Source organism: Caballeronia sp. KNU42 (genome assembly GCF_053760385.1).
Map to the genome: position 1 here is coordinate 3,143,906 of NZ_CM132388.1, position 23,327 is coordinate 3,167,232.

The 23,327-nt window shown below is 60.4% G+C and carries 21 protein-coding genes and 1 pseudogene; 6 read left to right on the forward strand and 16 right to left on the reverse strand.

What is annotated here, in order from left to right; genetic code table 11:
- Positions 1–288: 288 nt before the first annotated feature.
- Positions 289–1,305 (reverse strand): bile acid:sodium symporter family protein, encoded by a 1,017-nt coding sequence (locus ACSOSP_RS14170; RefSeq protein WP_455307588.1) that lies wholly within the window; start codon positions 1,303–1,305, stop codon positions 289–291.
- A gap of 521 nt (positions 1,306–1,826) precedes the next feature.
- Between ACSOSP_RS14170 and ACSOSP_RS14175 the strand changes: the two genes are divergently transcribed.
- A complete protein-coding gene (locus ACSOSP_RS14175; protein WP_455307590.1) occupies positions 1,827–2,249 on the forward strand; it encodes a hypothetical protein in 423 nt (140 codons plus the stop codon).
- A 734-nt stretch (positions 2,250–2,983) separates the two neighbouring features.
- Positions 2,984–4,006, forward strand: coding sequence for a porin (locus ACSOSP_RS14180; RefSeq protein WP_455310966.1), 1,023 nt, complete (start codon positions 2,984–2,986; stop codon positions 4,004–4,006).
- A gap of 131 nt (positions 4,007–4,137) precedes the next feature.
- On the opposite strand, the gene ACSOSP_RS14185 is transcribed toward ACSOSP_RS14180, so the two are convergent.
- Complete coding sequence (locus tag ACSOSP_RS14185) at positions 4,138–5,103, reverse strand: NAD(P)H-dependent flavin oxidoreductase (protein WP_455307592.1); 966 nt, start codon at positions 5,101–5,103, stop codon at positions 4,138–4,140.
- A gap of 285 nt (positions 5,104–5,388) precedes the next feature.
- Between ACSOSP_RS14185 and ACSOSP_RS14190 the strand changes: the two genes are divergently transcribed.
- Entirely contained in the window at positions 5,389–6,282 is an 894-nt protein-coding gene (locus tag ACSOSP_RS14190; protein ID WP_455307594.1) for an alpha/beta fold hydrolase, read from the forward strand.
- A gap of 200 nt (positions 6,283–6,482) precedes the next feature.
- On the opposite strand, the pseudogene ACSOSP_RS14195 reads toward ACSOSP_RS14190, so the two are convergent.
- The 5 genes and pseudogenes from ACSOSP_RS14195 to ACSOSP_RS14215 form a co-directional block, all read right to left on the reverse strand.
- Positions 6,483–6,611: pseudogene (locus ACSOSP_RS14195) on the reverse strand (MBL fold metallo-hydrolase); the annotation flags it as partial.
- A complete protein-coding gene (locus ACSOSP_RS14200) occupies positions 6,608–7,207 on the reverse strand; it encodes a DUF1289 domain-containing protein (protein WP_455307596.1) in 600 nt (199 codons plus the stop codon). The pseudogene ACSOSP_RS14195 and the gene ACSOSP_RS14200, both read right to left, overlap by 4 nt.
- Positions 7,207–7,707, reverse strand: a complete 501-nt coding sequence (locus tag ACSOSP_RS14205; protein WP_455307598.1) for a YbaK/EbsC family protein — start codon at positions 7,705–7,707, stop codon at positions 7,207–7,209. Before ACSOSP_RS14205 ends, ACSOSP_RS14200 begins: the two co-directional genes overlap by 1 nt.
- A 30-nt stretch (positions 7,708–7,737) precedes the next feature.
- Positions 7,738–8,661, reverse strand: a complete 924-nt coding sequence (locus ACSOSP_RS14210; RefSeq protein WP_455307600.1) for a hydroxymethylglutaryl-CoA lyase — start codon at positions 8,659–8,661, stop codon at positions 7,738–7,740.
- Between the two features lie 37 nt (positions 8,662–8,698).
- The gene (locus ACSOSP_RS14215; RefSeq protein WP_455307602.1) at positions 8,699–9,640 is read right to left on the reverse strand and encodes a 2-hydroxyacid dehydrogenase; all 942 of its coding nucleotides are present in this window, start codon (positions 9,638–9,640) and stop codon (positions 8,699–8,701) included.
- Positions 9,641–9,884: 244 nt separating this feature from the next.
- Between ACSOSP_RS14215 and ACSOSP_RS14220 the strand changes: the two genes are divergently transcribed.
- The 3 genes from ACSOSP_RS14220 to ACSOSP_RS14230 all read left to right on the forward strand — a co-directional run bounded on the left by ACSOSP_RS14220 (position 9,885) and on the right by ACSOSP_RS14230 (position 13,402).
- Complete coding sequence (locus ACSOSP_RS14220; RefSeq protein ID WP_455307604.1) at positions 9,885–10,505, forward strand: RBBP9/YdeN family alpha/beta hydrolase; 621 nt, start codon at positions 9,885–9,887, stop codon at positions 10,503–10,505.
- A gap of 84 nt (positions 10,506–10,589) precedes the next feature.
- Positions 10,590–11,597: a sulfate ABC transporter substrate-binding protein gene (locus ACSOSP_RS14225; protein WP_455307606.1), complete on the forward strand. Its 1,008-nt coding sequence runs from the start codon at positions 10,590–10,592 to the stop codon at positions 11,595–11,597.
- Positions 11,598–11,878: 281 nt separating this feature from the next.
- Positions 11,879–13,402 (forward strand): Fic family protein, encoded by a 1,524-nt coding sequence (locus tag ACSOSP_RS14230; protein WP_455307608.1) that lies wholly within the window; start codon positions 11,879–11,881, stop codon positions 13,400–13,402.
- Positions 13,403–13,503: 101 nt separating this feature from the next.
- Here ACSOSP_RS14230 and bioB read toward each other — a convergent pair whose 3' ends face one another.
- From bioB to ACSOSP_RS14275, 9 genes are all read right to left on the reverse strand, one after another.
- On the reverse strand, positions 13,504–14,553 hold the full coding sequence (gene bioB / locus ACSOSP_RS14235) for a biotin synthase BioB (RefSeq protein ID WP_455307610.1): 1,050 nt from the start codon (positions 14,551–14,553) through the stop codon (positions 13,504–13,506).
- A gap of 29 nt (positions 14,554–14,582) precedes the next feature.
- Positions 14,583–15,308 (reverse strand): dethiobiotin synthase, encoded by a 726-nt coding sequence (gene bioD, locus ACSOSP_RS14240; protein WP_455307612.1) that lies wholly within the window; start codon positions 15,306–15,308, stop codon positions 14,583–14,585.
- Entirely contained in the window at positions 15,305–16,525 is a 1,221-nt protein-coding gene (bioF, locus tag ACSOSP_RS14245) for an 8-amino-7-oxononanoate synthase (RefSeq protein ID WP_455307614.1), read from the reverse strand. Before bioF ends, bioD begins: the two co-directional genes overlap by 4 nt.
- Positions 16,522–17,883, reverse strand: a complete 1,362-nt coding sequence (gene bioA, locus ACSOSP_RS14250; RefSeq protein WP_455307616.1) for an adenosylmethionine--8-amino-7-oxononanoate transaminase — start codon at positions 17,881–17,883, stop codon at positions 16,522–16,524. The genes bioF and bioA overlap by 4 nt, the downstream gene beginning before the upstream one ends.
- A gap of 66 nt (positions 17,884–17,949) precedes the next feature.
- On the reverse strand, positions 17,950–18,735 hold the full coding sequence (locus ACSOSP_RS14255; RefSeq protein WP_455310967.1) for an enoyl-CoA hydratase/isomerase family protein: 786 nt from the start codon (positions 18,733–18,735) through the stop codon (positions 17,950–17,952).
- A gap of 1,207 nt (positions 18,736–19,942) precedes the next feature.
- Positions 19,943–21,184, reverse strand: coding sequence for a dienelactone hydrolase family protein (locus ACSOSP_RS14260; RefSeq protein ID WP_455307619.1), 1,242 nt, complete (start codon positions 21,182–21,184; stop codon positions 19,943–19,945).
- 361 nt (positions 21,185–21,545) lie between these two features.
- Positions 21,546–21,971 (reverse strand): YchJ family protein, encoded by a 426-nt coding sequence (locus ACSOSP_RS14265; RefSeq protein ID WP_455307621.1) that lies wholly within the window; start codon positions 21,969–21,971, stop codon positions 21,546–21,548.
- Entirely contained in the window at positions 21,968–22,576 is a 609-nt protein-coding gene (locus ACSOSP_RS14270; protein ID WP_455307623.1) for a glutathione S-transferase family protein, read from the reverse strand. Before ACSOSP_RS14270 ends, ACSOSP_RS14265 begins: the two co-directional genes overlap by 4 nt.
- Positions 22,577–22,636: 60 nt before the next feature.
- Entirely contained in the window at positions 22,637–23,314 is a 678-nt protein-coding gene (locus tag ACSOSP_RS14275; RefSeq protein ID WP_455307625.1) for an SDR family oxidoreductase, read from the reverse strand.
- Between the last annotated feature and the right edge of the window lie 13 nt (positions 23,315–23,327).

The window sequence follows — 23,327 nt, forward strand, 5'->3', positions numbered from 1 at the left end:
ACAGCTTCTCGACTCAAGTGTGGCAAGGCACATGCCCGATCACCAGTCCGCCAAACGGCATAGGCGTTGTGAAGAAACGAAACGCGTTTGCGGCAGGGGCCAGGGATCAAGTCATAGGTCTTCAGGCCGAATCGACAGAACGTCTGAACGAGTTCCAAATAGCAAAAAAGCCGCGCAGGGCGGCTTCATGCTTGGGTAAGTTGGGTCGGGGAGTCAGTCATGCAACGTGTTTTCGCACTATTGCCGGTAGCGGGACGAGCGCCGCGCTTACTTCCGGTCCTATTGGACCTATCGGACTTGCGCGCGGGCGCCTTCTGGCTGTGGCGCTTGCTCACCGGAAGTGTCGCGAGCACCCCAGCGTTGTGCGAGTACAGCGCACGTCATCAGCTGGATCTGATGAAAAAGCATCAGCGGCAGAACGACCGCGCCGACCGCATGCGACGCAAAAATCACCTTCGCCATTGGAATCCCGGAGGCGAGGCTCTTTTTCGATCCGCAAAAAATGATCGTGATCTGATCTGCCCGGTTGAAGCCCAGCCGCTTGCTGGCGAGCGCCGTCACTCCCAGCGCGAGCGCCAGGAGGACTACGTTCACTACAACCAGTCCGCCGAGCGTTTGCAGGGAAATGGTGTGCCAGATGCCTTCATTCACCGCTTCGCTGAATGCGACGTAGACGACCAGCAGGATCGAGCCTTGATCGACGAAACGCAGGACGCCTCGATTCTTCTCGAGCCATTTGATGATCATCGGCCGCAGCAATTGCCCTGCAATAAACGGCACGAGCAATTGCAGCACGATATTGCCGACCGTGTGCCATGCGGAACCGGCGTGGCCGGTGCCGTCGGTCACCACGAGGCCGACCAGCGCGGGCGTGATGAAGATGCCGAGCAGGCTCGACGCCGAGGCAGCGCAAACCGCCGCCGGCACGTTGCCCTTGGCAATGGATGTGAACGCGATAGACGACTGCACGGTGGACGGCAGCGTGCACAGGAACAGGATCCCCATGTACAGCGCGGGCGTGACGAGCGGCGTGAGGACGGGTTTCAGCGCCAGGCCGAGCAAGGGAAACAGCACGAAAGTGCTGAGCAGTACAACGATGTGCAGACGCCAGTGCGTCATGCCTGACACGATCGCTTCGCGGGAGAGCTTCGCACCGTGAAGGAAAAACAACAGTCCGACCGCAATGTTGGTCAGCCAGTTGAAGCCGACTGCCGCCGTGCCGCGGCAGGGCAACAGGCTGGCAAGGATCACCGTGCCTACAAGTGCAAGGGTGAAGTTATCGGGGAGGAACTTGGGGCGGGTCATCGGAAATTCGCATGTTCATGAAAGTGCGTGACGACGTCCGGCGAGCACATTTTGAGCCCCAAAAGGCGAATGGACACGCGGGAAAACCATCGCGACCGTCATTTTGGCCCTATAACTATTCAAGATGCAAATTCATTTAAATGATCTATTAATTCTGTAAACGCATGAATTGCCCGTTTTGGAGGCCCGACACGGGCACGTGCAAAGCAGATATGGACCATATGCGGACCCCTGTTCAGCGCCACGAAATCAAGCCGGATTTGATAAGACAGAAGCACAGTGGAGCATCTCGAAAAGAGCCAAAAAACAGTGAAGTAACATGGTGTTACAACCCTCAGGAAGACCTAACACTTTTTGGCTCGACTCCAGTCGCGCAGCGCAATAAATTGAATGACAGACCGGTCAGCAGGCGCGTTTGGAAACGCAGGCCTGATGCTCCGACAATTGACCGGTCGGCGATGCTCGGCGGTGCTCACTCCGCCAACACGCTTGAACATAGCCGGACAATTCGCAGTATCGACATGTTGCTCACCCGATTTCGACCTATCGCTCGCTTGATCCTCGCCGCTGCTACCGGATTGGTTGCGGCGTCGACCTTGTGTGCGTCGCTGGCTTACGCTGGCGGGAATAACGGCGGGATGTTCAACCGCAATGCGGGTCAGGGGCAATGGAAGGCCGCGAACCGGCATGCAATGCGAGTGGACGCCTTTGAGCGTGGTGCGCAGCCGTTCCGTTATCAACGTGTTGCGGCGGGTTCGGGCCTGACTCCGATCAGCGCGGAAGTACGCGGCGGACCGCGTGCCGAGCAAGCGGCGCAATTACCCACCGGCGGATCAATCCGCGCCGACATCGCACGTTACAACGAGGAACGCGGTAGCTCGCGTCCGTCAGGCCGCCAAGGCGATGCCCCACGCTCGCCCGCGAACTCTCCCTATCGGAACTGATGGCGGAAGTATCCGGCGCGTACAGTCGGCCGCGTAATTACCCTCGTGCATAGAGTCTGCAAGTGGGGGTAGCAATGGGCGAAATGCGTCCTCGCCGACCTTCAAAAAATCCCGCGCCTCTCTCACCGTCCTTCGTAAGCCCCGCGATGTTCTTTACCCGCTAGTTCGAACCGTTGGTTCGACCGGTCGCAATTTGCTATCGAGTGGAGTGCAAAACAAAAAACAATTCTCCCGTCTATGGCTAGCGTCGCAATGACGTTATCGCGCCACAGTTTCATCGTCGGAAGCCCATGTCCATTCCTCTCAAAATTAGTCGCATTAACAATGCGACCGCTTGGCGTTTCTGATCGCATTTTTATTGTTGCCGGAATGCAGATTGCCCGGGCGCACCGTGGCATATAGCATCGCGGGCTATCGCCTTGCAGGCCGTCTCTTGCTTCAGACGTCCTTTTCGCACTGCGTTACGTCAGTCAATAAAAGTTCGTCGCGCGCAATGTATTCAAACCGCTATAGACAGCATAAGGAAAGTTATTTTTGTCCGGAAAAATGATCCGTAAAGATGGTCCCGCCCTAAGCCATTTGCATGCATAGCGGACATTTATAAGAACAGTCCGATCAAGCGAGGCAATCCCCTCGCCGAATCCCGTTTTAACGTTAATACGACAGGAGAGTCCATGAAGCCATCCGTGAACCGCGTGCTTAAGGCCGCGGCCAAGGCTACCGTTACTGCCGGCATGTTCGGCTTGCTTGCCGCCAGTTCCGCCCAAGCACAATCGAGCGTCCAGTTGTACGGACAGGTCGACGAATGGGTGGGCGCCACTAAATTCCCCGGTAGCCAAACGGCCTGGAATGTCGGCGGCGGCGGCATGTCGACGTCGTACTGGGGCATGAAAGGCAGTGAAGATCTGGGTGGCGGGTACAAAGCGATCTTCACGTTGGAGAGCTTCTTCCGGGCGCAGAACGGCAATTACGGCCGCTTCCAGGGCGATACATTTTTCGCACGCAACTCGTATGTCGGCATCGAGTCGCCGTACGGTACGTTCACCACTGGCCGGCTGACCACGCAGCTGTTTGTATCGACGATTCTGTTCAACCCGTTCATCGATTCGTACACGTTCTCGCCGATGGTGTATCACGTGTTCCTCGGTCAGAGCACGTTCCCGACGTACACGACGGACCAGGGCGTTGTCGGCGATTCGGGTTGGGACAATTCCGTTCAGTACACCACGCCTGATTTCAGCGGTTTGTCGGGTAGCGCGATGTACAGCTTCGGCAACCAGGCCGGACAAAACGGCGCGAAGAAATACAGTGCGCAATTCCTGTATTTCCATGGCCCGTTTGCGGCGACCGGCGTGTATCAGTACGTGAATTTCAGCGCAACGCCGGGCGACCTGACGTCGTTCGTGGCCGGGTACAAGAGCCAGAGCGTAGGCCAGTTAGGCGCGTCGTACGACATGAAGTTCGTCAAGTTCTTCGCGCAGTACATGTACACGCACAACGATATCGATCCGGGTTCGTTCCACGTGAACACGGGCCAGGGCGGCGTGACCATTCCGGTCGGCGTGGGTTCGGTGATGGCGTCGTATGCGTACTCGCGCAGCAACGGCGGCCTTGACCAGACGCACAAGAGCTGGGCGCTCGGCTACGACTATCCGCTGTCCAAGCGCACTGACGTCTATGCCGCGTACCTGAACGACAAGTACACGAGCATGTCGAGCGGCGATACGTACGGCGTCGGCATTCGCACGAAGTTCTGAGCCAGCAGAGCGAGTGTTAAGCGCTGGCTCCCGGTAACAACGCAAAAACGCCGCCCCAAGTCACGAGGCGGCGTTTTTGCTGTCAGTGCGTACGAGCAATTTAACGCGCTTGGCGAAAACTCCCGCCCGCTTTATAGCGAAATGCCGAGGCGCGTTTTTGCGTCGTCGTATTCGTGCGTGAGGCGCGACACGAGTTCAGCGACCGTCGGCACATCGTCCATCAAGCCGACGCCTTGTCCCGCGCCCCAGATTTCCTTCCACGCCTTGGCTTTGATCGCCGAGTCGCCGAAATTCATCGCTGCCTTATCCGATGCCGGCAGCGCATCCGGATCGAGTCCCGCGTTGAGAATGCTCTGGCGAATGTAGTTGCCGTGCACGCCGGTGAAGAGGTTGGTGTAGATGATGTCGGCAGCCTTCGATCCCACGATCGCAGTCTTGTAGTCTTCAAGCGCATGCGCCTCGCGCGTGGCAATAAAGCGCGTGCCGATATACGCGAAATCCGCGCCCATGGCTTGTGCGGCGAGAATCGAGCCGCCGTTGGCAATGGCGCCGGACAACGCGATCGGGCCATCGAAAATGCGCCGTACTTCGCCTACCAGCGCGAACGGTGAGGTCATGCCCGCGTGTCCGCCGGCGCCGGCTGCAACCAGGATCAGGCCATCGACGCCCGCTTCCAGCGCCTTCTCCGCGTGCCGCAAGTTGATCACGTCGTGCAGCACGATGCCGCCGTAGCTGTGCACGGCGTCGATCATCTCCTTGACCGGTGCGCGCAGGCTCGTGATGAAGATCGGCACGCGATGCTCCACGCACACCCGCACGTCCGCCTCAAGCCGCGCGTTCGAGTGATGCACGATCTGGTTCACGGCAATCGGTCCGACCGGCGCGCCCGGATTCGCCGCCTTATGCGCCTCGATTCCCTCGCCGATCTGCGTGAGCCATTCGTCGAGCAACTCGGCCGGCCGCGCGTTCAGCGCAGGAAACGAGCCGACAATACCCGCCTTGCATTGCGCGAGCACGAGCTCGGGATAGCTGACGATGAACATCGGCGAAGCGATGACGGGCAGCGCGAGGTGTTGCAGAGCGGCGGGAAGTGCCATGAACGTGTCTCCTGATTGAATGTGAAAGCCGGCGATACGCGCGCGTCCATCTGACGTGGGGTCACGATAACCTCGCATGGCGCTTGCGGCCGGACTTGGGCGAAGCTCAGCGCATGCACCGAATGCATGCGAACGACCGTTCTATTATAGGTGAATCTTCCGATCCGCGATCGCCACCGAAATTGGAAGAAGTGTTCAGCTTCCACGAAAGGGCCGGTCAGCAAGCAGTTTAGTATCGCCGGGGACGCCTACAATGCTTTTCCCGCCACGCTGATTATTCACGCCATGTCGTTCGAAGACTACGAGCCGTTCACCTTCGATGCTGCGGGCGTCGATATTTTCGGCATGAAGGGCGGTAACGGGCCGCCGCTTCTGCTGCTTCACGGCCACCCGCAAACGCATGAGATCTGGCATCGGCTGGCGGCGCCCCTGGCGCAGCATTTCACCGTGATTGCGACCGACCTGCGCGGTTACGGCGCATCGGCGAAACCGCCCAGCGACGCGCAGCACACACCCTATTCGAAACGCGCGATGGCCGCCGATCAGGTCGCGGTCATGCGGCACTTCGGGTTCGATACCTTCATGGTCTGCGCGCACGATCGCGGCGCGCGCGTGGCGCACCGGATGGCGCTGGATTTTCCGCAGGCTGTCGACCGTCTCATGCTGCTCGACATAGCGCCGACGCTTGCCATGTACGACGCCACCGATCGCGTCTTCGCCACGGCCTATTTTCACTGGTTCTTCCTGATCCAGCCGGAGCCGCTGCCGGAATTGCTGATCGGTGCGCATCCGGACGCGTATGTCGAGCGCGTGATGGGCAGTCGCCACGCGGGTCTCGCGCCGTTTGCGCCGCACGCTTTGCAGGCCTACCGCGACGCGTTGCGTCAGCCGGGCGCGGTGCATGCGATGTGCGAGGACTACCGGGCGTCGGCGAGCATTGATCTCGAGCACGACCGGGCGGATATCGAATGCGGCAACCGGCTCGCGTGTCCGCTGCGGGTGTTGTGGGGACAGGAAGGCGTGATCGAGCAATGCTTCGAGCCGTTGGTCGAATGGCGTCGTGTCGCACGCGATGTCAGCGGCCGGGCGTTGCCTTCGGGCCACTATATCCCGGAAGAAGTACCCGATGAATTGCTTGCGGAAATGCTCGCGTTTTTCGAGGCAACCGAGGCCGCATAAGGGCGCAGCGTACGCGCATCATGGCGCGTTAAGCCGGTTGTTATATGTCTGTAGGGAAAGCACCGATGCGTCCCAAAAACAGGCGCGCTACGATGCAGTCGGCGCTGATCACGTCAACAAAATTCCGCCGCTTGGGCTTGGCCGTTCGACAAAAAATCGATAGCTGACAAGCGGCTTCTTTTTGGCTGTCTGCGGTCATTCGTCTGTGGCGCGTGTGTCTCGTAGCCCGAATCGACCAGCGCGGCGTGCGTCGCATCGATGAAAAGCACGTTATTCGACGACAGCCAGCCACGCTCGAACACCCGCATGCACACCGGTAACGCAATCATGCGTTCCGCTCCTTCGGCATCACGACGATGGTCGCGCTCGCCTTGACCACGATCTCGCCGTGCTGGTTCAGAGCCAGGCCTTCCAGCTTCACGAGATCGCCGTTCAAGCTCGGTTTCCAGTGCGCTTCAGTCACTTTCCAACTCATCGCGAGCACGTCGTTCGCCTTGACCGCGCGCACGAGCTTGAGGCCGAATTCAAGGCCGAGCGGCTGGGCGTAGGTGGAAAAATGCGTGGCGAGCATCGCCATCAAATGCGCGGTGGGTTGCGTGCCGGATGCGATCAGCGAGCCGAAGCGGCTGGCCTGGGCGTAGGCATCGTCGTGATGCAGCGGGTTGTGATCGTTCACCAGCGTGGCAAACGACTTGATGGAGTCTGGCGGCAAAGCAAGCGTGGCCGTGAAGCTTTCGCCGATATGCACGACACGCGGCCCCTTCCGGCGTGCTTGCGCTTGCGTCAGAACTGCCGCCCGTTGCGCGTCATCGAAGGATGACCAGGCCGCTATTTCATCGATGGTGCGAAAACAGCCGTCGCAAAGCCCCGTCGATGAATTCATCCTGCATACATCGATACACGGCGATGCCACGGCCTCGGTCATTACGCAGTCTCGCGCAACGCGACATCGGCGACCGGCGCGCCGGTCAGCGCGACCAGTTCCTGCGGCGTCAGGTTGAACACGGCGTGCGGATGACCGGCGGCAGCCCAGAGGCTGTCAAGTGCGAGCAGGTCTTCATCGATCAGCGTCAGCGGCGTGGTGGCATGGCCGATCGGGCACACGCCGCCGATTGCGTAGCCGGTTTTCTCGCGGACGAACTTGGCGTCGGCGCGGGCGAGTTCCCCTACGCGTTCAGCCACTTTCTTCTCGTCCACACGATTCACGCCGCTGGCAATCACGAGCACGGGCGCGTCGTCTTTCTTGCGGCGAAACAGGATCGACTTGGCGATTTGCGCGACCGAGCAGCCAAGGCCGGCCGCTGCTTCAGCCGATGTCTTGCCGGTTTCGGACAGCATCACAACAGATTTGGTGTGTCCGCGTTCCTGCAGCAGGAGCGCGACGCGGCGAGCGGAATCGGGCAGGGCGTCGAGTGTTTCGTTCATCGTGTTTTTTCCATAGTCATAAGCCGATCATCAAACGCAGGGCGCCACGCCGTCGCGTTTCTTCGCGAGCAGCGCACGTCCCACTCGCGATGCGCTCGGCTTGCCGATCGCCTGCGAAATGAAATCACCGATCTCCACGAGCTGATCGAGATCGACGCCGGTTTCAATACCGAGCCCGTTCAGCAGGAAGATCACGTCCTCGGTCGCGACGTTGCCGGTCGCGCCTTTCGCGTACGGACAGCCGCCGAGTCCCGCCACGGACGCGTGGAAAATCTCGATGCCTTCCTGCAGCGACGCGTAGATATTCGCGACCGCCTGACCGTAGGTGTCGTGGAAATGGCCGGAGAGCCGTTCGCGTGGAAATACCTTCGATACCGCCGCCATCACCTCGCGCGTGCGGCCCGCGGTGCCTACGCCGATGGTGTCGGCGATATCGATTTCATCGCAGCCGAGCGCCTTCATGCGCTGCACGACATCGACCACTGCTTCGATCGGCACATCGCCTTGATAGGGACATCCCAGCGCGCACGAAATGCTGGCGCGCACGCGCAGTCCTGCTTCTTTCGCGGCCTTCGCGACAGGTTCGAAGCGCGCGATGCTCTCCGCAATACTGCAGTTGATGTTCTTCTGCGAGAACGCTTCGCTCGCCGCGCCGAAGATGACGATCTCATCGGCCTTCGCATCCAGCGCCGCTTCGAAGCCGCGCAGATTGGGCGTGAGCGCCGAGTAAATCGTGCCCGGACGCCGCTCGATACCGGCCATCACGGCCGCGCCGTCCGCCATTTGCGGCACCCATTTTGGCGAGACGAATGACGCCGATTCAACGTTCAGCAAACCCGCGTTCGCCAGCCGGTTCACCAGTTCGATCTTCACCTCGGTCGCAACGAATTCCTTCTCGTTCTGCAAGCCGTCGCGCGGTCCTACTTCGACGATTTTTACCTTGGCCGGTAGCATGGCTGTCTCCTTGGAATGCGTGTTTGTCTTTGCGGTTTCAGTAACCGCGTTTCACATCGACTATGCCGGATATCGGCTCGCCGCGCGCAAGCGCCATGATCTTGTTCGCGACCTGCTCCGTGCTTTCCTCGCGCAGCGTTTCTGCGGCGATATGCGGCGTGATCGTGAGGCGCGGCGTGCGCCAGAACGGATGATTGTCCGGCAGCGGTTCGGTGTGGAATACATCGAGTGTTGCGGCGGCGATCTGGCCGGTTTGCATCGCGTGGAGCAAATCGTCGTCGACCAGATGCCCGCCGCGCGCCAGATTGACGAGATACGCGCCCGGCGCCAGGCGTTCGAACGTGCGCCGGTTTAGGATGCCCTCGGTATCCGGCGTATGCGGCAGCAGGTTGATGAGCACTCTGGTGCCGTCGAGGAAGGACTCGAACTGTTCGTCGCCGGCGAAAGTCTTGACGCCCTCGACATCCCGCTTGGTACGGCTAAAACCGCGCACCGGCATGCCGAACGCCGTCAGCGCCTGCGCGACCCGTGCGCCGAGAACGCCCATGCCCAGCACGCCGACCGTGAAGTCCTTGAGCGCATAGGGCGGTAGTTTTTGCCAACGATGCTCGCGCTGGAGCGCATCGTATTCGTCCAGGCGGCGCAGGTAGCGCAGCACCGTGTGGGCTGCGTATTCGACCATCTGGTGGCCCATGCCGCTATCTTCCAGGCGCACGAGCAGCGCATTGGGCGGCAGCGTGCCGGGAAGCTTCCGTTCGATTTCCAGGATTGCATCGACGCCCGCGCCCAGATTGAAGACCGCCTTCAGATCCGGCCGGTTCGCGAACAACTCGGCTGGCGCGCGCCAGACGACGGCGTAGTCCGCGGGGGCGTTGTCGCCGGGTTGCCACAGGCGTACATCGGCGCCGGGAAGCGCGCGGGACAGATCGTCAAGCCAGAGCGAGGCTTCGGCGTGGTGCTCGTAGAGAATGATCTTCATCGAAAGTTCTTGTTCACGGGGGGAAAGGGCGCGCGGATCGAGCGTTGAATTGTGTCCGAAATTAAGCCTATTTTACGGTTTCGCCGCGTTTTTGCCGATTTGCACACGTAACGCGGGAGACTACGTGCGGCCATCGCCCGATCGCCGCCGATAACCAAATGACGAAAACTTGGTTCGCGCCGACGCGCTCACGCAGCAAAATTGTTCCTCACCATGCCGGCTACGAGCTGGCAGCGAGGTTCACATGAGTTCATGCAGCACATCCGCCTGGCCGCCGCGGCTCGTCACCGTACCGGGTCTGCACGGCAGCGAGGGCGCGCACTGGCAAACGTGGCTGGAGCGGCAATTTGCCAGATCTCGACGCGTCGAGCAGGACGACTGGGACGCGCCTCAACTGGACGCGTGGGCGCAATCGGTCGCGGATACCGTGACGAGCGTCCATGGTCCCGTGATTCTTGCAGCACATAGTTTCGGTTGCCTCGCGGCCGCGCATGCGATCGCACAAGGGCTAACTGGCGACGCCGTTGCCGGCGTGCTGTTCGTCGCGCCCGCCAGCCCGGACAAATTCCGTTTTGCCGGCGCGTTCGAATCGCGCCGTCTGGGTGTGCCATCGGTACTGATCGCGAGCATGACCGACCCGTGGATGCCCTTCGACCAGGCGATGCGCCTTGCGAGCCAGCTTGGCAGCGCGTTCGTGAATCTGGGAGACGCCGGGCACATCAACACGGCGTCAGGTTTCGGCCCTTGGCCGCGCGCAAAATATTTCGTCGATACCTTGATTCATTGCGCGGCCCCGGCCCATTTCGCGGAGCAGCCGGACATGTTCGACCAATTCGAGCACATCGAACAGGCGGCCTATGGATGAGTTGTCCGCTGAATTACATTCCTGACTTTTCGATAGAATCGCCGCTTCGCAGTGGTTTTCACTATTCGAACAATCGGGGGCTGTATGGCGGGTTTGAAGCATTGGGCAGCAATCGCGGCGCTGGGTTTCGCTACGTTCACCTCATTTGCTCACGCCGATACGGCGTTGCTCAACGTCTCTTACGACGTCACGCGCGAGTTGTACAAGGACATCGATACCGCTTTTATTGCCGACTATAAACAGAAGACCGGCGAGACGCTTTCCGTGCGCCAGTCGCATGGGGCGTCGAGTGCGCAGGCTTTGTCGGTGATGCAGGGTCTGCAGGCTGATGTGGTGACGATGAACCAGCCCAACGACATCGACTTGCTGGTCGAGCGTGGTGGTTTGGTGCCGGCCAACTGGCGCACACTTCTGCCGAATAACGCGGTGCCGTATACGACCACCATGGTGTTTCTGGTGCGTCATGGAAACCCGAAGAACATCAAGGACTGGAGCGATCTCGCGCGTCCCGGCGTGCAGGTCGTGATCGCGAATCCGAAGACGTCGGGTAATGGGCGTTATGCGTATCTGGCGGCGTGGGGCTACAAGAAGCAGCAAGGCGCAACCGATGAACAGGCTCAAGCGTTCGAGAAAGCCATCTTCAAGAACGTGCCGGTGCTGGATACCGGCGGCCGAGGCGCTACGACAACCTTCACGCAACGCGGTATTGGCGACGTGCTGGTGACGTTTGAAAACGAAGTCGCGTTGATGGATGCGGGCGCATCGGGCAAGGATTTCGACGCGGTGTATCCGTCAGTGAGTTTGTTAGCCGAGCCGCCGGTCGCGGTGGTTGCCAAGGTCGTGGACAAGCGCGGGACGCGCAAGGAAGCGCAGGCGTACCTGGATTATTTGTGGACGCCGGCGGCGCAGGAAATCATCGCGCAACATCATCTGCGGCCGCGTAATGCAGAGGTGCTGGCGAAACACGCCAGCGAATTCAAGCCGATCAAGACGTTCACGGTGGAGCAGGTTTTCGGCAACTGGCAGAAAGCACAGCAAACCCATTTCTCCGATGGCGGCACGTTCGATCAGGTGATCGTGGATAAGAATTGAGGGGTGGGAGCGGCATGAGCCTACCGGCATCAAGCACAATTATCATTCTTTCGATGCTACGCGACAAAATAGCTAGTTTTGGAGATGCCACGCGACATTTTCCGGGATTGTGGGCTCTTTCTTCGCTGGAAAGCGACATTTTCCCGCAAGCCCAACGGAAGGTAAAAATTTGAGTTTTTCGCTGCTACGCGACAAATAAGCTGGTTAAGGTGACGCTACACGACAAAATAGGGGGTTAGGTCTGTAAGATGTGACGTTACGCGACAACCGCTTCCGCTCCCATGAACGTCACGATCATCAAGAAGGCCGCTGCCGTCAAGCTCGCGACCGAGGACATCATTTTCCTGTCGCGCCTGAGTCCCGCCGCGCGACGCAAGGTGCAACGCAGCGCCGTTGGCGGAAAGCTGACCCGCGTGTTTAAAGGCCTGTACGCCAGCAACGAGGGTGGTCAGGCCGAAGTAGAACGGCGAGTGCGTGCGCAATGGGTGGAAATCGGCGGCATGCTCATTCCAGGGGGTGTCGTTTCGCATATCAGCGCCTTCCAAGGCCAGCCGCAAGACCATGTCTGGATGGTTTCGCACCCAAGCCTCGTGCGCAAAAAGCTCGAATTGCCCGGGCTCGCTTTCCAACTCGTCGAAGGGCCTGGGCCGCTGCCAGGGGATATGCCTCTCAGTCAGAGTGGACTGCACTGGGCGAGCCAGCCGCGGATGTTGCTTGAAAATCTTGGGCGCAAGGCGCCGCGCCGGGTAGGTCAGGAGGAGGTCGAGAAGTGGCTTATCGAGCGGCTAAATGCCTCAGGAGAAGCGTTCCTCAACGAGTTGCGTGACAAGGCTGCATCGCTGGCCGAGCCGCTTGGCATGAAGGAAGAACTCGAAACCTTGCGGGGCCTGATTGGCGAACTCCTTGGGACGCACGAGAAGGGTGAACTGAAGACGACTGAAGGGATTCTTGTATCGAAAGGCAAACCAGTCGATCGCGAACGTATCGAGCGCTTCGGCCTGCTTGCCGGCTACCTCCGTGGGGCTGCTCTGCCCCGCATCGCGGACGCTGTTCCGGCTGGTGTCGCACGGCATAACCGGGCTTTCGTCGAGTCGTATTTTTCGAACTACGTGGAAGGCACCAAATTTTCCATCGAGGAAGCGCGCGACATCGTCATCAACAACAAGGTCGTGACGACGCGCCCAAAGGACTCGCACGACGTCCTCGGTGTGTATCGGTTGGCGATCGAAGCACCTTACCGCCACAGTCCGCCAGTATCGGGAGAAGAATTTCTGCCCGCGCTGCTGGAGTGGCACGCAAAAATGCTTCATGCGCGGCCTGAGGCCAGCCCTGGAAAAATCAAAACGCAGACCAACTACGCCGGCACGACCCAGTTCGTGAACCCGGCGCAGGTACGGGGAACCTTCGAAGAAGGGTCGCGCATTGCGCTTAGCGTTCCGGAGGGACTAGCCCGCGCTATTTTCTATATGTTCCTGGTCGCCGAAATTCATCCGTTTGTCGACGGCAATGGGCGGGTGTCGCGGCTCGTGATGAATGCCGAACTCTCGCGTACAGGCTTGCACCGAATCATCGTGCCCACCCTGTTCCATCCGCAGTTCGTCGATTGTCTGCGCAAGCTCACGCAAGAAAACGAGCCCATCGACTTTGTGCGAAGCCTGGCCAAGATGGCGCGATGGTGTGCACAGTTTGACTACAGCAACCTGGACGTGGTCATTGAGAACCTGAAGAAGACCCATGCGATGGAGGAATCTCCGGCGCGGTTCCAACTGCACAACATTGACGGGACCCGCACGCTCACGGAGTGACGTCGTCAGTGCAATCGAAAAAATCCCCCGGATCAGACGATCGCGGGGGATTTCAGACCTATCAACTGCGCTTCAAGTCAGCAAATCAAGCGACTCGCCGATCACTGCACCTGCGCGTGCCCGCACTTAACCTCACAAGCCTCCGCCGCCTGCATCTGTTGCGACGCCTCCGCGCGCATCCCCAACCGCTCCAGCAACTTCCGGTCGGCTTCAGCCCGCGGGTTGCTCGTCGTCAGCAACTGGTCGCCGTAGAAAATCGAGTTCGCGCCGGCGAGGAAACACAGCGCCTGCAACGCTTCATCCATTTGCTCGCGTCCCGCCGATAACCGCACCATTGCCTTGGGCATCGTGATGCGCGCAACCGCGATGGTACGCACGAATTCAAACGGATCGAGCGGCGCGGTGCCCGTCAGCGGCGTGCCTTCCACTTGCACCAGATTGTTGATAGGCACCGATTCCGGATACGGCTCCATGTTCGCCAGTTGCGTAATCAGCCCTGCGCGCTCGCGCCGCGATTCGCCCATGCCGACAATCCCGCCGCAACACACGTTGATACCGGCATCGCGGACATGCTCGAGCGTATCCAGACGATCCTGATACGTGCGCGTCGAGATGATCTGGCCGTAGAACTCCGGCGATGTATCGAGGTTATGGTTGTAGTAGTCCAGCCCCGCGTCGCGCAGGCGTGCCGCCTGATGCCCTTCCAGCATGCCGAGCGTCACGCAGGTTTCGAGGCCCATCGCCTTCACGCCGCGAATCATGTCGGCGATCGGTTCCAGATGCTGATCCTTCGGATTGCGCCACGCCGCGCCCATGCAGAAACGCGTCGCGCCGTTTGCCTTGGCGATTTCGGCGGCCTTGAGGACTTCATCGACGGCCATCAGTTTGTCGGCCTTCAACCCCGTGTCGTGATGCGACGACTGCGGGCAGTAGGCGCAATCTTCCGGGCAACCGCCGGTCTTGATCGACAGCAGCGTGGAGAGCTGGACCGTGTTGGCATCGAAGTGTTCGCGATGCACAGCCTGCGCGCGAAACAGCAGGTCGTTGAACGGCAGGTCGTAGAGCGCGACGATATCCGCGACGCGCCAGCGAGCCAGGGTTTGCGGTGCGGAAGGTTGAGTCGTCTTCTCGGTAGATTGCACTTGCGTCATGTGAGGATCCTTATTCATATAGCGATGAATCATTGGCCCGCGCCGGCTGAACGAAGCGTGTCCAGCAGCAGGGAGGTATCGATATAAGTCGTAGCCGCGCGAGCATCCGGCGGCGTGAGGCGGGGAATCGTGCCAAGCAGCGGCGCGTTGTATTGACTGTCCAGCCGCAGCCGGATTGCTTCGATGTTTTCAGCGGGAAACAGCATGTCGGGATCGATCTGGTTAGCCACCCAGCCCACCAGATGCAGCCCGCGTGCCGCGATGGCCTCAGCGCTCAGCAACGCATGGCTGATGCAGCCGAGCCGCATGCCGACCACGAGCACGACCGGCAGGTTCAATGCGAACGCGAGGTCGGCGGTATCGTGGACATCGGTGAGCGGCACGCGGAATCCGCCCACGCCTTCCACCACGACCACGTCAGCTTGCTGCACGGCGAACTTGTGCGCGTCCACGATCCGCGCAATATCCAGCGACACATTCTCGCGGGCTGCCGCAATGTGCGGCGCGGCGGCGTCCTTCAGCAGGAACGGCGTGCGTATCGATGGTGGCAGTGCGACGTTCGCGGCGGCATCGAGTTGATCGGCGTCTTCGTTGTGCCACTCGCCGTCGCGTTCGAAAGCGCCGGCCGCGATGGGTTTCATCGCGGCGGCGCGCAGGCCGAGTGCAGCGAAGCCATGCAGCAAAGCAGCCGATACGAGCGTCTTGCCGATCTCGGTATCGGTGCCGGTGACGAAGAGAGAGAGCGGCGCGGTCATGATCGATTGCTCAGGGTTTGCAGTGCATCGTCGAGCTTCGCGAGGTCGTCGTGGCTATGCGCCGCGGAAAGCGAAATGCGTAGGCGCGATGTGCCAACGGGAACGGTCGGCGGCCGGATTGCGGGCACCCACATGTGGTGTTCATCGAGAGCCGCGGCGAGCTTCAGAGTCTCTTCATTGCCGCCGATGATCAACGGTTGAACGGCAGTATGCGAATCCACGGGCGACCAGCGCGTGCGTTGCAAAATGGCGCGCGTACTGTCGATCAACGTAGCAAGGTGCGCACGTCTTGCGTCGCCTTCCTGTCCGCCGATGATCTTCAAACTCGCCGATACCGCGTGCGCTACGGCCGGCGCCGATGCCGTCGTAAAGATGTACGGCCGCGCGCGCTGCACGAACCATTCGATCACCGTTTCATGCGCGATCACGAACGCGCCAGACACACCCGCTGCCTTGCCGAGCGTGCCGACATAAACCAGATGCGGCGAGTGCAACGCAGCCTCGGCCAGCGCGCCGCGGCCTTGCGGACCGAGCACGCCAAAGCCGTGCGCGTCGTCGACAACCAGCCACGCGCCGTGACGCTCCGCTAGTTTGAGCAGCTGCGCGAGCGGGGCGATATCGCCGTCCATGCTGAAGACGGAGTCCGTGACGATGATCTTCGTGCCGCCCTCATTCGCCGATGCCTCGAGCATGGCGTCGAGTGCTTCGGCGTCGGCATGAGGATAGATGCGAATCTCCGCGCGCGACAATCGCGCGCCATCGATCAGCGATGCATGGTTTAAAGCGTCGCAGAACATCAGCGCGTCGCGGCCGCCTGACTTACCCGCGGCGCCGAGCGTAGTCAGCGTCGCGAGATTCGCCATGTAGCCGGTGCTGAAATACAGCGCGCGCGCCTGGTCGACAAAACCGCCGGAAAACGCCGCGAGGTCGTATTCGAGTTGCGCATGTGCGCGCGAATGGCCGCCGAGCAGATGCGATCCGCCGCTGCCAGTGCCGTATTGTCGTGCGCCTTCCGCCAGTGCTTCGCGCAGCGTTTCATGCGCCGCGAGGCCGAGATAATCGTTGCTCGCGAAGCCGATGATCTCGCGCCCATCCACCGTCATGTGAGCGGCGCAGGCGCCATCGACAATGCGCCGGCGACGACGCAGACCGTTGCTATCGATATCGGCGAGACCTTGTTTCAGGGACTCGAAAAGAGCCGGCGATGTGTTGCTCATGCGGCCTCCGATAACGTGGCGTCGAAGACAATGCGGGTGCGTTCGGCGAGCAGCGCGAGTTCGTCGTCGCTGAGGATGTACGGCGGCATCAGGTAGACGGTTTTGCCTATCGGTCGCAACAATAGCTCGTGTTTCAGGGCCTTTTCGAAGAAGTGTCGTGAGAAAGAGCGTGCTTGAACAGGGTCTTCGATGATCGCATCGAACGCAAAGATGGTCCCGCGTTCGCGCAGGTTCCTGACGTGCGGATGATCCTGAAGTGGGCTAAGCGCATCGCGCAACACGGACGATTTACGGCGGTTCTCTTCGAGCACATTCCCGCTTTCGAACAGATCGAGCGTCGCCAAAGCGGCGCGGCAGGCGAGGGGATTGCCCGTGTACGAATGAGAGTGGAGGAAGCCGCGCGTCATGTCGTCGTCGTAGAACGCGGCGTAGATTTCATCGCGAGTTAGCACGATGGATAGCGGCAAATACCCGCCGCTGATTCCCTTCGATAAACACAGGAAGTCCGGCCAGATCGCGGCCTGTTCGCACGCGAAGAACGTGCCGCTGCGACCACAGCCGACAGCGATTTCATCGGCGATGAGATGCACGCCGTAGTCATCGCATAGCGCACGCAGGCCCTTCAAATATGAGGGATCGTGCATCGCCATGCCGGCCGCGCATTGAACAAGCGGTTCCACGATCACGGCTGCAAGCTGCGAAGCTTTGGCGTCGAACAGCGTTTTCATATCGGCGAGCGCGCGTTGTGCGACGTCGCGTGCAGTCTCACCTTCGCGGGCTTGCCGGGCATCCGGCGATGTCACCACGTGCGCATGTCGAATCAGCGGATCGTAGGCGTCCTTGAACAACGCGACGTCGGTCACGCCGAGCGCGCCGATGGTTTCGCCGTGATAGCTGTTCGCGAGGCAGACGAACTCGCGCTTCTCCGCGTGGCCGCTGTTGCGCCAGAAGTGGAAGCTCATTTTCAACGCAATTTCAACTGCCGATGCGCCATCGGATGCGAAAAATGCATGGCCTAGCGTTTGCTGTGTCAGGGCGTGCAGACGCTCGGCGAGCAGGACGGCGGGTTCGTGCGTGCAGCCGGCGAGCATCGCGTGTTCGAGCGTGTCGAGTTGATCTTTCAGCGCTGCATTGATGTGAGGATTCGCGTGGCCGAAGAGGTTGACCCACCACGAGCTGATGGCGTCGAGATATCGATGGCCGTCGTGGTCGTAGAGCCACGCGCCCTTGCCGCGAGCGATGGGCACGAGCGGTGTGCGCTCGTGATGTTTCATTTGCGTGCACGGGTGCCAGACGGCGCGTAGCGAGCGTGCGACCCAGTCATCGGGTGCAGGCTTTGGCTGGTTGTTCAGGTTCAAAACGACTCCAGGGGAGTGGCCGGTCATGCGGTCATACGAGCACTCAGGCAACACTCCCGATTACATTCAGGCGAGCCACGACGGCTTGCTCTTTTCCAGGAAACTGCGCACGCCTTCGCGCCCTTCGTCCGAGGCGCGAATGCGTGCGATACGGTCGGCGGTGTCCGAGATCAGCGATTCATTGATTGGCTTGTCCGCCAGATCGACAACGAGTTGCTTGCACTCGCGCACCGCGTTCGGGCTATTCGCGACGATTGAGGCTGCGACTGCGTTGACGGTGGCATCCAGCGCATCGGCTACAACGACCTGATGCACGAGGCCGATGCGCAGTGCTTCGGCGGCATCGAAACGTTCGGCGGTGACGAAGTATCGGTGCGATGCGCGCGCGCCGATTGCCCTGATCACGTAGGGCGCGATGGTGGCGGGCATCAGCCCGAGCTTCGCCTCCGACAGGCAGAAGTGCGCTGAATCCGCGCTGATGGCGATGTCGGCGACGGCTACGAGCCCCATGCCGCCTGCGTACGCGTCGCCCTGGACTTGCGCGATCACGGGTTTGTTGCAGGCGTAAATGGTGTTGAGCATGGTGGCGAGGCCGAGGGCGTCGGCGCGATTTTCTGCGTCCGAGTAGGCTGCCATGCGTTTCATCCAGTTGAGGTCGGCGCCTGCGCAGAATGCGGGGCCGTTTGCGGCGAGGATGATGACGCGGATGGCGTTGTCATCGGCGAGCGCGCGGAAGGCTGCGGTCAATTCGACGATGGTGGCTTCGTCGAAGGCGTTGCGGACGTCGGGGCGATTGAGCGTGACGCGTGCTACGTAGCCGTCGACGGTGACTTTCAGGCGCTGCAGGTTCATTGCATCGGTCATGGGGGTTTCTCGATGTGCGCGACACGGTTTCGCTGAGCACCAATTATCCCTAAATTCGCAGCGGGATTCGATTTTGGGAGGCCGGGGGACCTCCGGTGGGCGTGGGACGCGTTGGGTGATTGTCTGGCGTCGCTGCTAACTTCGCTTATCGTGGAGGGTGTTGGTGGGGTTTGGGGGTTATTTCGCGCTGGCGCTCGGTCAGAGGTTTTTCGCTCGCGCTTGGGGGCCAGGTTCCTGCATTAGCGGTCGGGGTCTATGCCGGGTTGCTGCTGCTTGGCTTGGCGGTCTGCGTGAGTGAGCTATTTTCTTTATCACTATTAGCCACTGCGCGTGGCGGCGCGTCATTTCTTTGTCCAAAGCGACAAAGAAACGAAGCAAAGAAAGCGCTTTCAAAACGAGGGCCCATAAGTTGACCTAGCGTGCAGTTTCCACGTTTTTGGCACCCCAAAAGCACGGTGCTCGCCAGAACGACGGATGTGTGAACCCCTCCTTCTCGCGAATTCTTACACGCACACGCTTCGCCCCGTACGCTCTCGGGCAAGCACCCTTGCCAAGAAACCCGCACGGCCCCACGCGTATTTACCGCTACAGGTCTTCATGGGTTAGCTGCTTAGTCGGCGTGATCGACCCGGTTATTTTTGCTGGTTGGGCCTCATCTATCCGAGCACCTTGTTTCGAGGCGGGTTGGTGACGTGGTTCGGCGTGCGTACAAATTCGGTGGGTGGTTGTCCGCGGATAGCGCGGGGTGCCCCTTGGGCAGATTCAGTCACTGGTGGCGAAGCGTGTGGGTATCGGTGTTCGGAGAAGGAGGGTTTCACACATCCGTCGCTCTTGCGAGCACCGTGCTTTTGGGGTGCCAAAAACACCAAAACTGCACGCTAGGTCAACTTATGAGCCCGCGTTTTGAAAGCGCTTTCTTTGCTTCGTTTCTTTGTCGCTTTGGACAAAGAAATGACGCGCCGCCACGCGCAGTGGCTAATAGTGATAAAGAGAATAGCCAACTCAGGCAGACCGCTAACCCCGAAAGCAGCAACCCGGCATAGACCCAGACCGCTAACCCCAGAACCTAGCAACCCGGCATAGACCCCGACCGCTAACGCAGCAACCTAGCAACCTAGCAACCCGGCACAACACCAACCGCCAGCAGAACCACCCCCAGCTACCAGCCTTTGGCTGCCTCAAAGGCCCCTACGCCCTACCGTGAGGCTGTCTGCGTCTGCGAAACATTCCGGTCATTCCACACCACAGCATTATCAACGGCATACAACCGGCATGGATCGCTGCTCTGCTTCTGGCACCCGTTCAACGCCACCGACATAGGGTCGTCGCCCCCTTCCGCCCACGACCACGCGCCTGAATCCGACACCGCGAACGCACGACTCGAATACTGATGCAGAAAATTCTCGTAGCCCTCGCGACCGCGCTCATCGAGGAACGGTACTGCCTTCACCGCATCCACGGATGCATAACCCGTCGGCGTGGGCGCTTGCGGATCCGAAACCTGATATTGCCGATCCGTCGGCATGCCGACATCCTCGAGGAACGTCTTCACGCGCGGCCACCAGATCGCCACACCGTCACGATCCCCCACCAGCCGATGCGCATCGTTCTTATACGCACCGAAGTTCACCATATCGGCCTTCGCGCCGTGCGCGCTATACGACGTGAACATTTCCTCAGGCAAGTTGCCCTGCCAAACGGAGTCGTTGGTCCCGTACATCCACAACGACGGCAACTTCACATGCTCACCGTATTCACCAAACGCGCTCGTCAGGTTCTTCTGCCAGCCGGGACACTCGTCCTGACGCAGGCCACCGGAGAAATTGATCAGGCCACGCACGCCCTTCGCCTCATGCGCGTCGCGGGCGCCATACGCCATGGTCACCAGCCCGCCATGCGAAGCGCCCGCCACCACTACATGCTGGCTGTCGACAAACGGCTGTTTGTCCATGTAAGCCAGCGTGGCCGTGACGTCGCGCGCTTGCGTGAAACCGTTGGCTTCGACATCGCAACCGTTGCCGGTATATTCGCCGCCCGAATCCGCAAAGCCACGGCGATTCGGCACAACGACGACATACCCATGACGCACGAACTCGCGCGCAAAGGCGATCGGACGCGCGCGCGCCTGGTCATGCGCATTGCCGGGGAGCTTGCCGTGATTGAAGACGACCATCGGGAACGGACCCGGGCCATCAGGTTTGAAGATGGTGGTTTCAAGCGAGACATCGCCTGAAGGCACTTCGACGACGGACTCGTTGAGGTTTGACTCAACGACCGGAAGCGAGGGATCGAACGACCGCGGCACCGTGCCGAAGGCGGGCCCCTCGAGCTTCGCGTACTGCTGCGCACCCGGGAACGGCTCTGCAAGCGCCGAGGCGGACACCGCCGCGAGCGCACACACCATGACACAACCTGACAACACTTGCCTCAATGCCATCCCCGAAACTCCACCCGCTTCTCGACCCGGCTGATTTCCCAAAGCACGAGCCAGCTTATTGTCACAATCCATCGATCCGGACGTTCGTACTGTAATTAGTATCGCTGGTCGGATCGTCAAGTCATGTCCCGAATAGACATGACAATGGGCTTCAATACGCAACACCGCTGCACTGACAGATATTTAGCTTATGAAACAGTGACTTAATATCATTCGCCAGTGACTGGCGAAAAGCTAGGGTACCCGGACAAAATGAATAGGCGCAATTAGAAAGTACCCGCGCGACAGACAAATTTCGGGGCGAAAGCAGTCGTTAAGGAAATTATTGCCGCGATGCAGCAAGTTTCGTCGCTATGACGTTTCAATCGCGGAGATCACCGTCAACATAACGCCACAACCCGGCGGCATCACGTTCGAAACGGCTCGTCTCATGCAAGCGGAATGCGCGGCCACCGAGCTTGTATCGGGCGACGAATTCGACCTCGGCGTGGTCCGCGTCAACGGGCGTGAAGCTTTTTATCTGTAAGCCGAGCCAGCGGGTGGCGGGATCAGCGGAGGTTTCCAGGTCGCGTGGGCAGGTGCTCTCGGCCCAGGTCGCGCGTAAATACGACGTGTTGCCGAGCACGTAGGCCGTGTAGCGCGAGCGCATCAACTCCATGGCGTTGCCCGCCGGCACGCCGCCTTCTATGAAGCGTCCGCAACATTCGGCATATTGAGGCGGGCGCTTGAGAGCGTTGTTCGATCCCGGCGACGCGCCGCCGCAAGGGCATTCCCCGACCTCCTTCATACGTCGACGCCCGGCATCTCGATGTGTCGCGGCTGCGCCTTTACGCGAGCCAGCCATGCGCGAATGGCGGGATACCGGCCAAGGTCGAGGTTGGCTTCATCGGCGACATGGGTGTACGCATACAGCGCAATGTCCGCGATGGTGTATTGCTCATCGACGAAATACGTCCGCGTCGCGAGATGCGTTTCCATCACGTCGAGCGCGCGATACGAACCCGCGGTTTTCTCGGGCAGGCGCGGATCGTCAGGGTGTTTGGCGAACTGAAGAATGAAGCGCGCAACCGCGATGTTGGGTTCGTGGCTGTATTGCTCGAAGAACATCCATTGCAGGACGCGCGCCCGCGAGAGACGGTCGGTCGGCAGTAGCGGCGTGCCTTCGGCGAGGTAATACAGGATCGCGTCCGATTCGAACAGGCACGTGTGCTCATCGATCTGCAGCACCGGCACCTTGCCGTTCGGATTCAACTGACGGAACGCCTCGGTGCGCGTGGCGCCGTTCATCATGTCTACTTCATGCCAGACATACGGCCGGCTCAGTTGTTCGAGTGCAAGCCGGACCTTGTAGCAATTCCCCGACGACGCCACGCCATGTACTTGATACGCCACTTCATGTCCTCTTCGTTTGTTTGAAATGCTCGCTTCGGAACCCGTACTGACGCACAGCACTCACCACGCGAGCGGCGTACCGTCGTACTGCACGAACGAACCATTAAATTTTTTAGGGTTCGCCGCCGCTGCTGCGATCACCGCGCGCATTCCGGAAATGCTGTGCGCCGGTTCGATCGCCGCCGACGCGCCGCCCATCTCGGTGCGCACCCATCCCGGATGCAAAGCGATGCAAGTCGAGCCGCGCACTTCCAGCGATGCCGCCTTCAACGCCGCATTCACCGCGGCCTTGCTCACCCGATACAGCCAGCCCGCCGTCCCGTTCATCTCCGCAATCCCGCCCATCTTGCTCGACACGACCGCGAGCACGCCATGCGCTGCGTCGGTGAGCGGCAGCAGAATGGGCAGCAATTGCATCGGGCCGCGGACATTGGTCTGCATGACCTGATCGAAATCTTCTGACAGCACGGTTTCCACGTGTTCGGTTCGCGGACCATACACGCCCGACACGATGATCGCGACATCCAGCTTCTCGCCGTCGAGGTGCCAGCCGAGCGCCGCGATCTGCTCGGGTTGGGTTGTGTCGACCGAGAAGGTTTTTGCGCCCATGGCCTCAAGTGCTTCCAGCGAAGCAGCGTTGCGGGCCGTGGCGAGCACGCGCCACCCATCGCGGCAATATCCTCGCACGAATTCGTGGCCGAGCCCGCGCGACGCGCCCACGATCAATACCGTTTTCATGATGTTCTCCTGC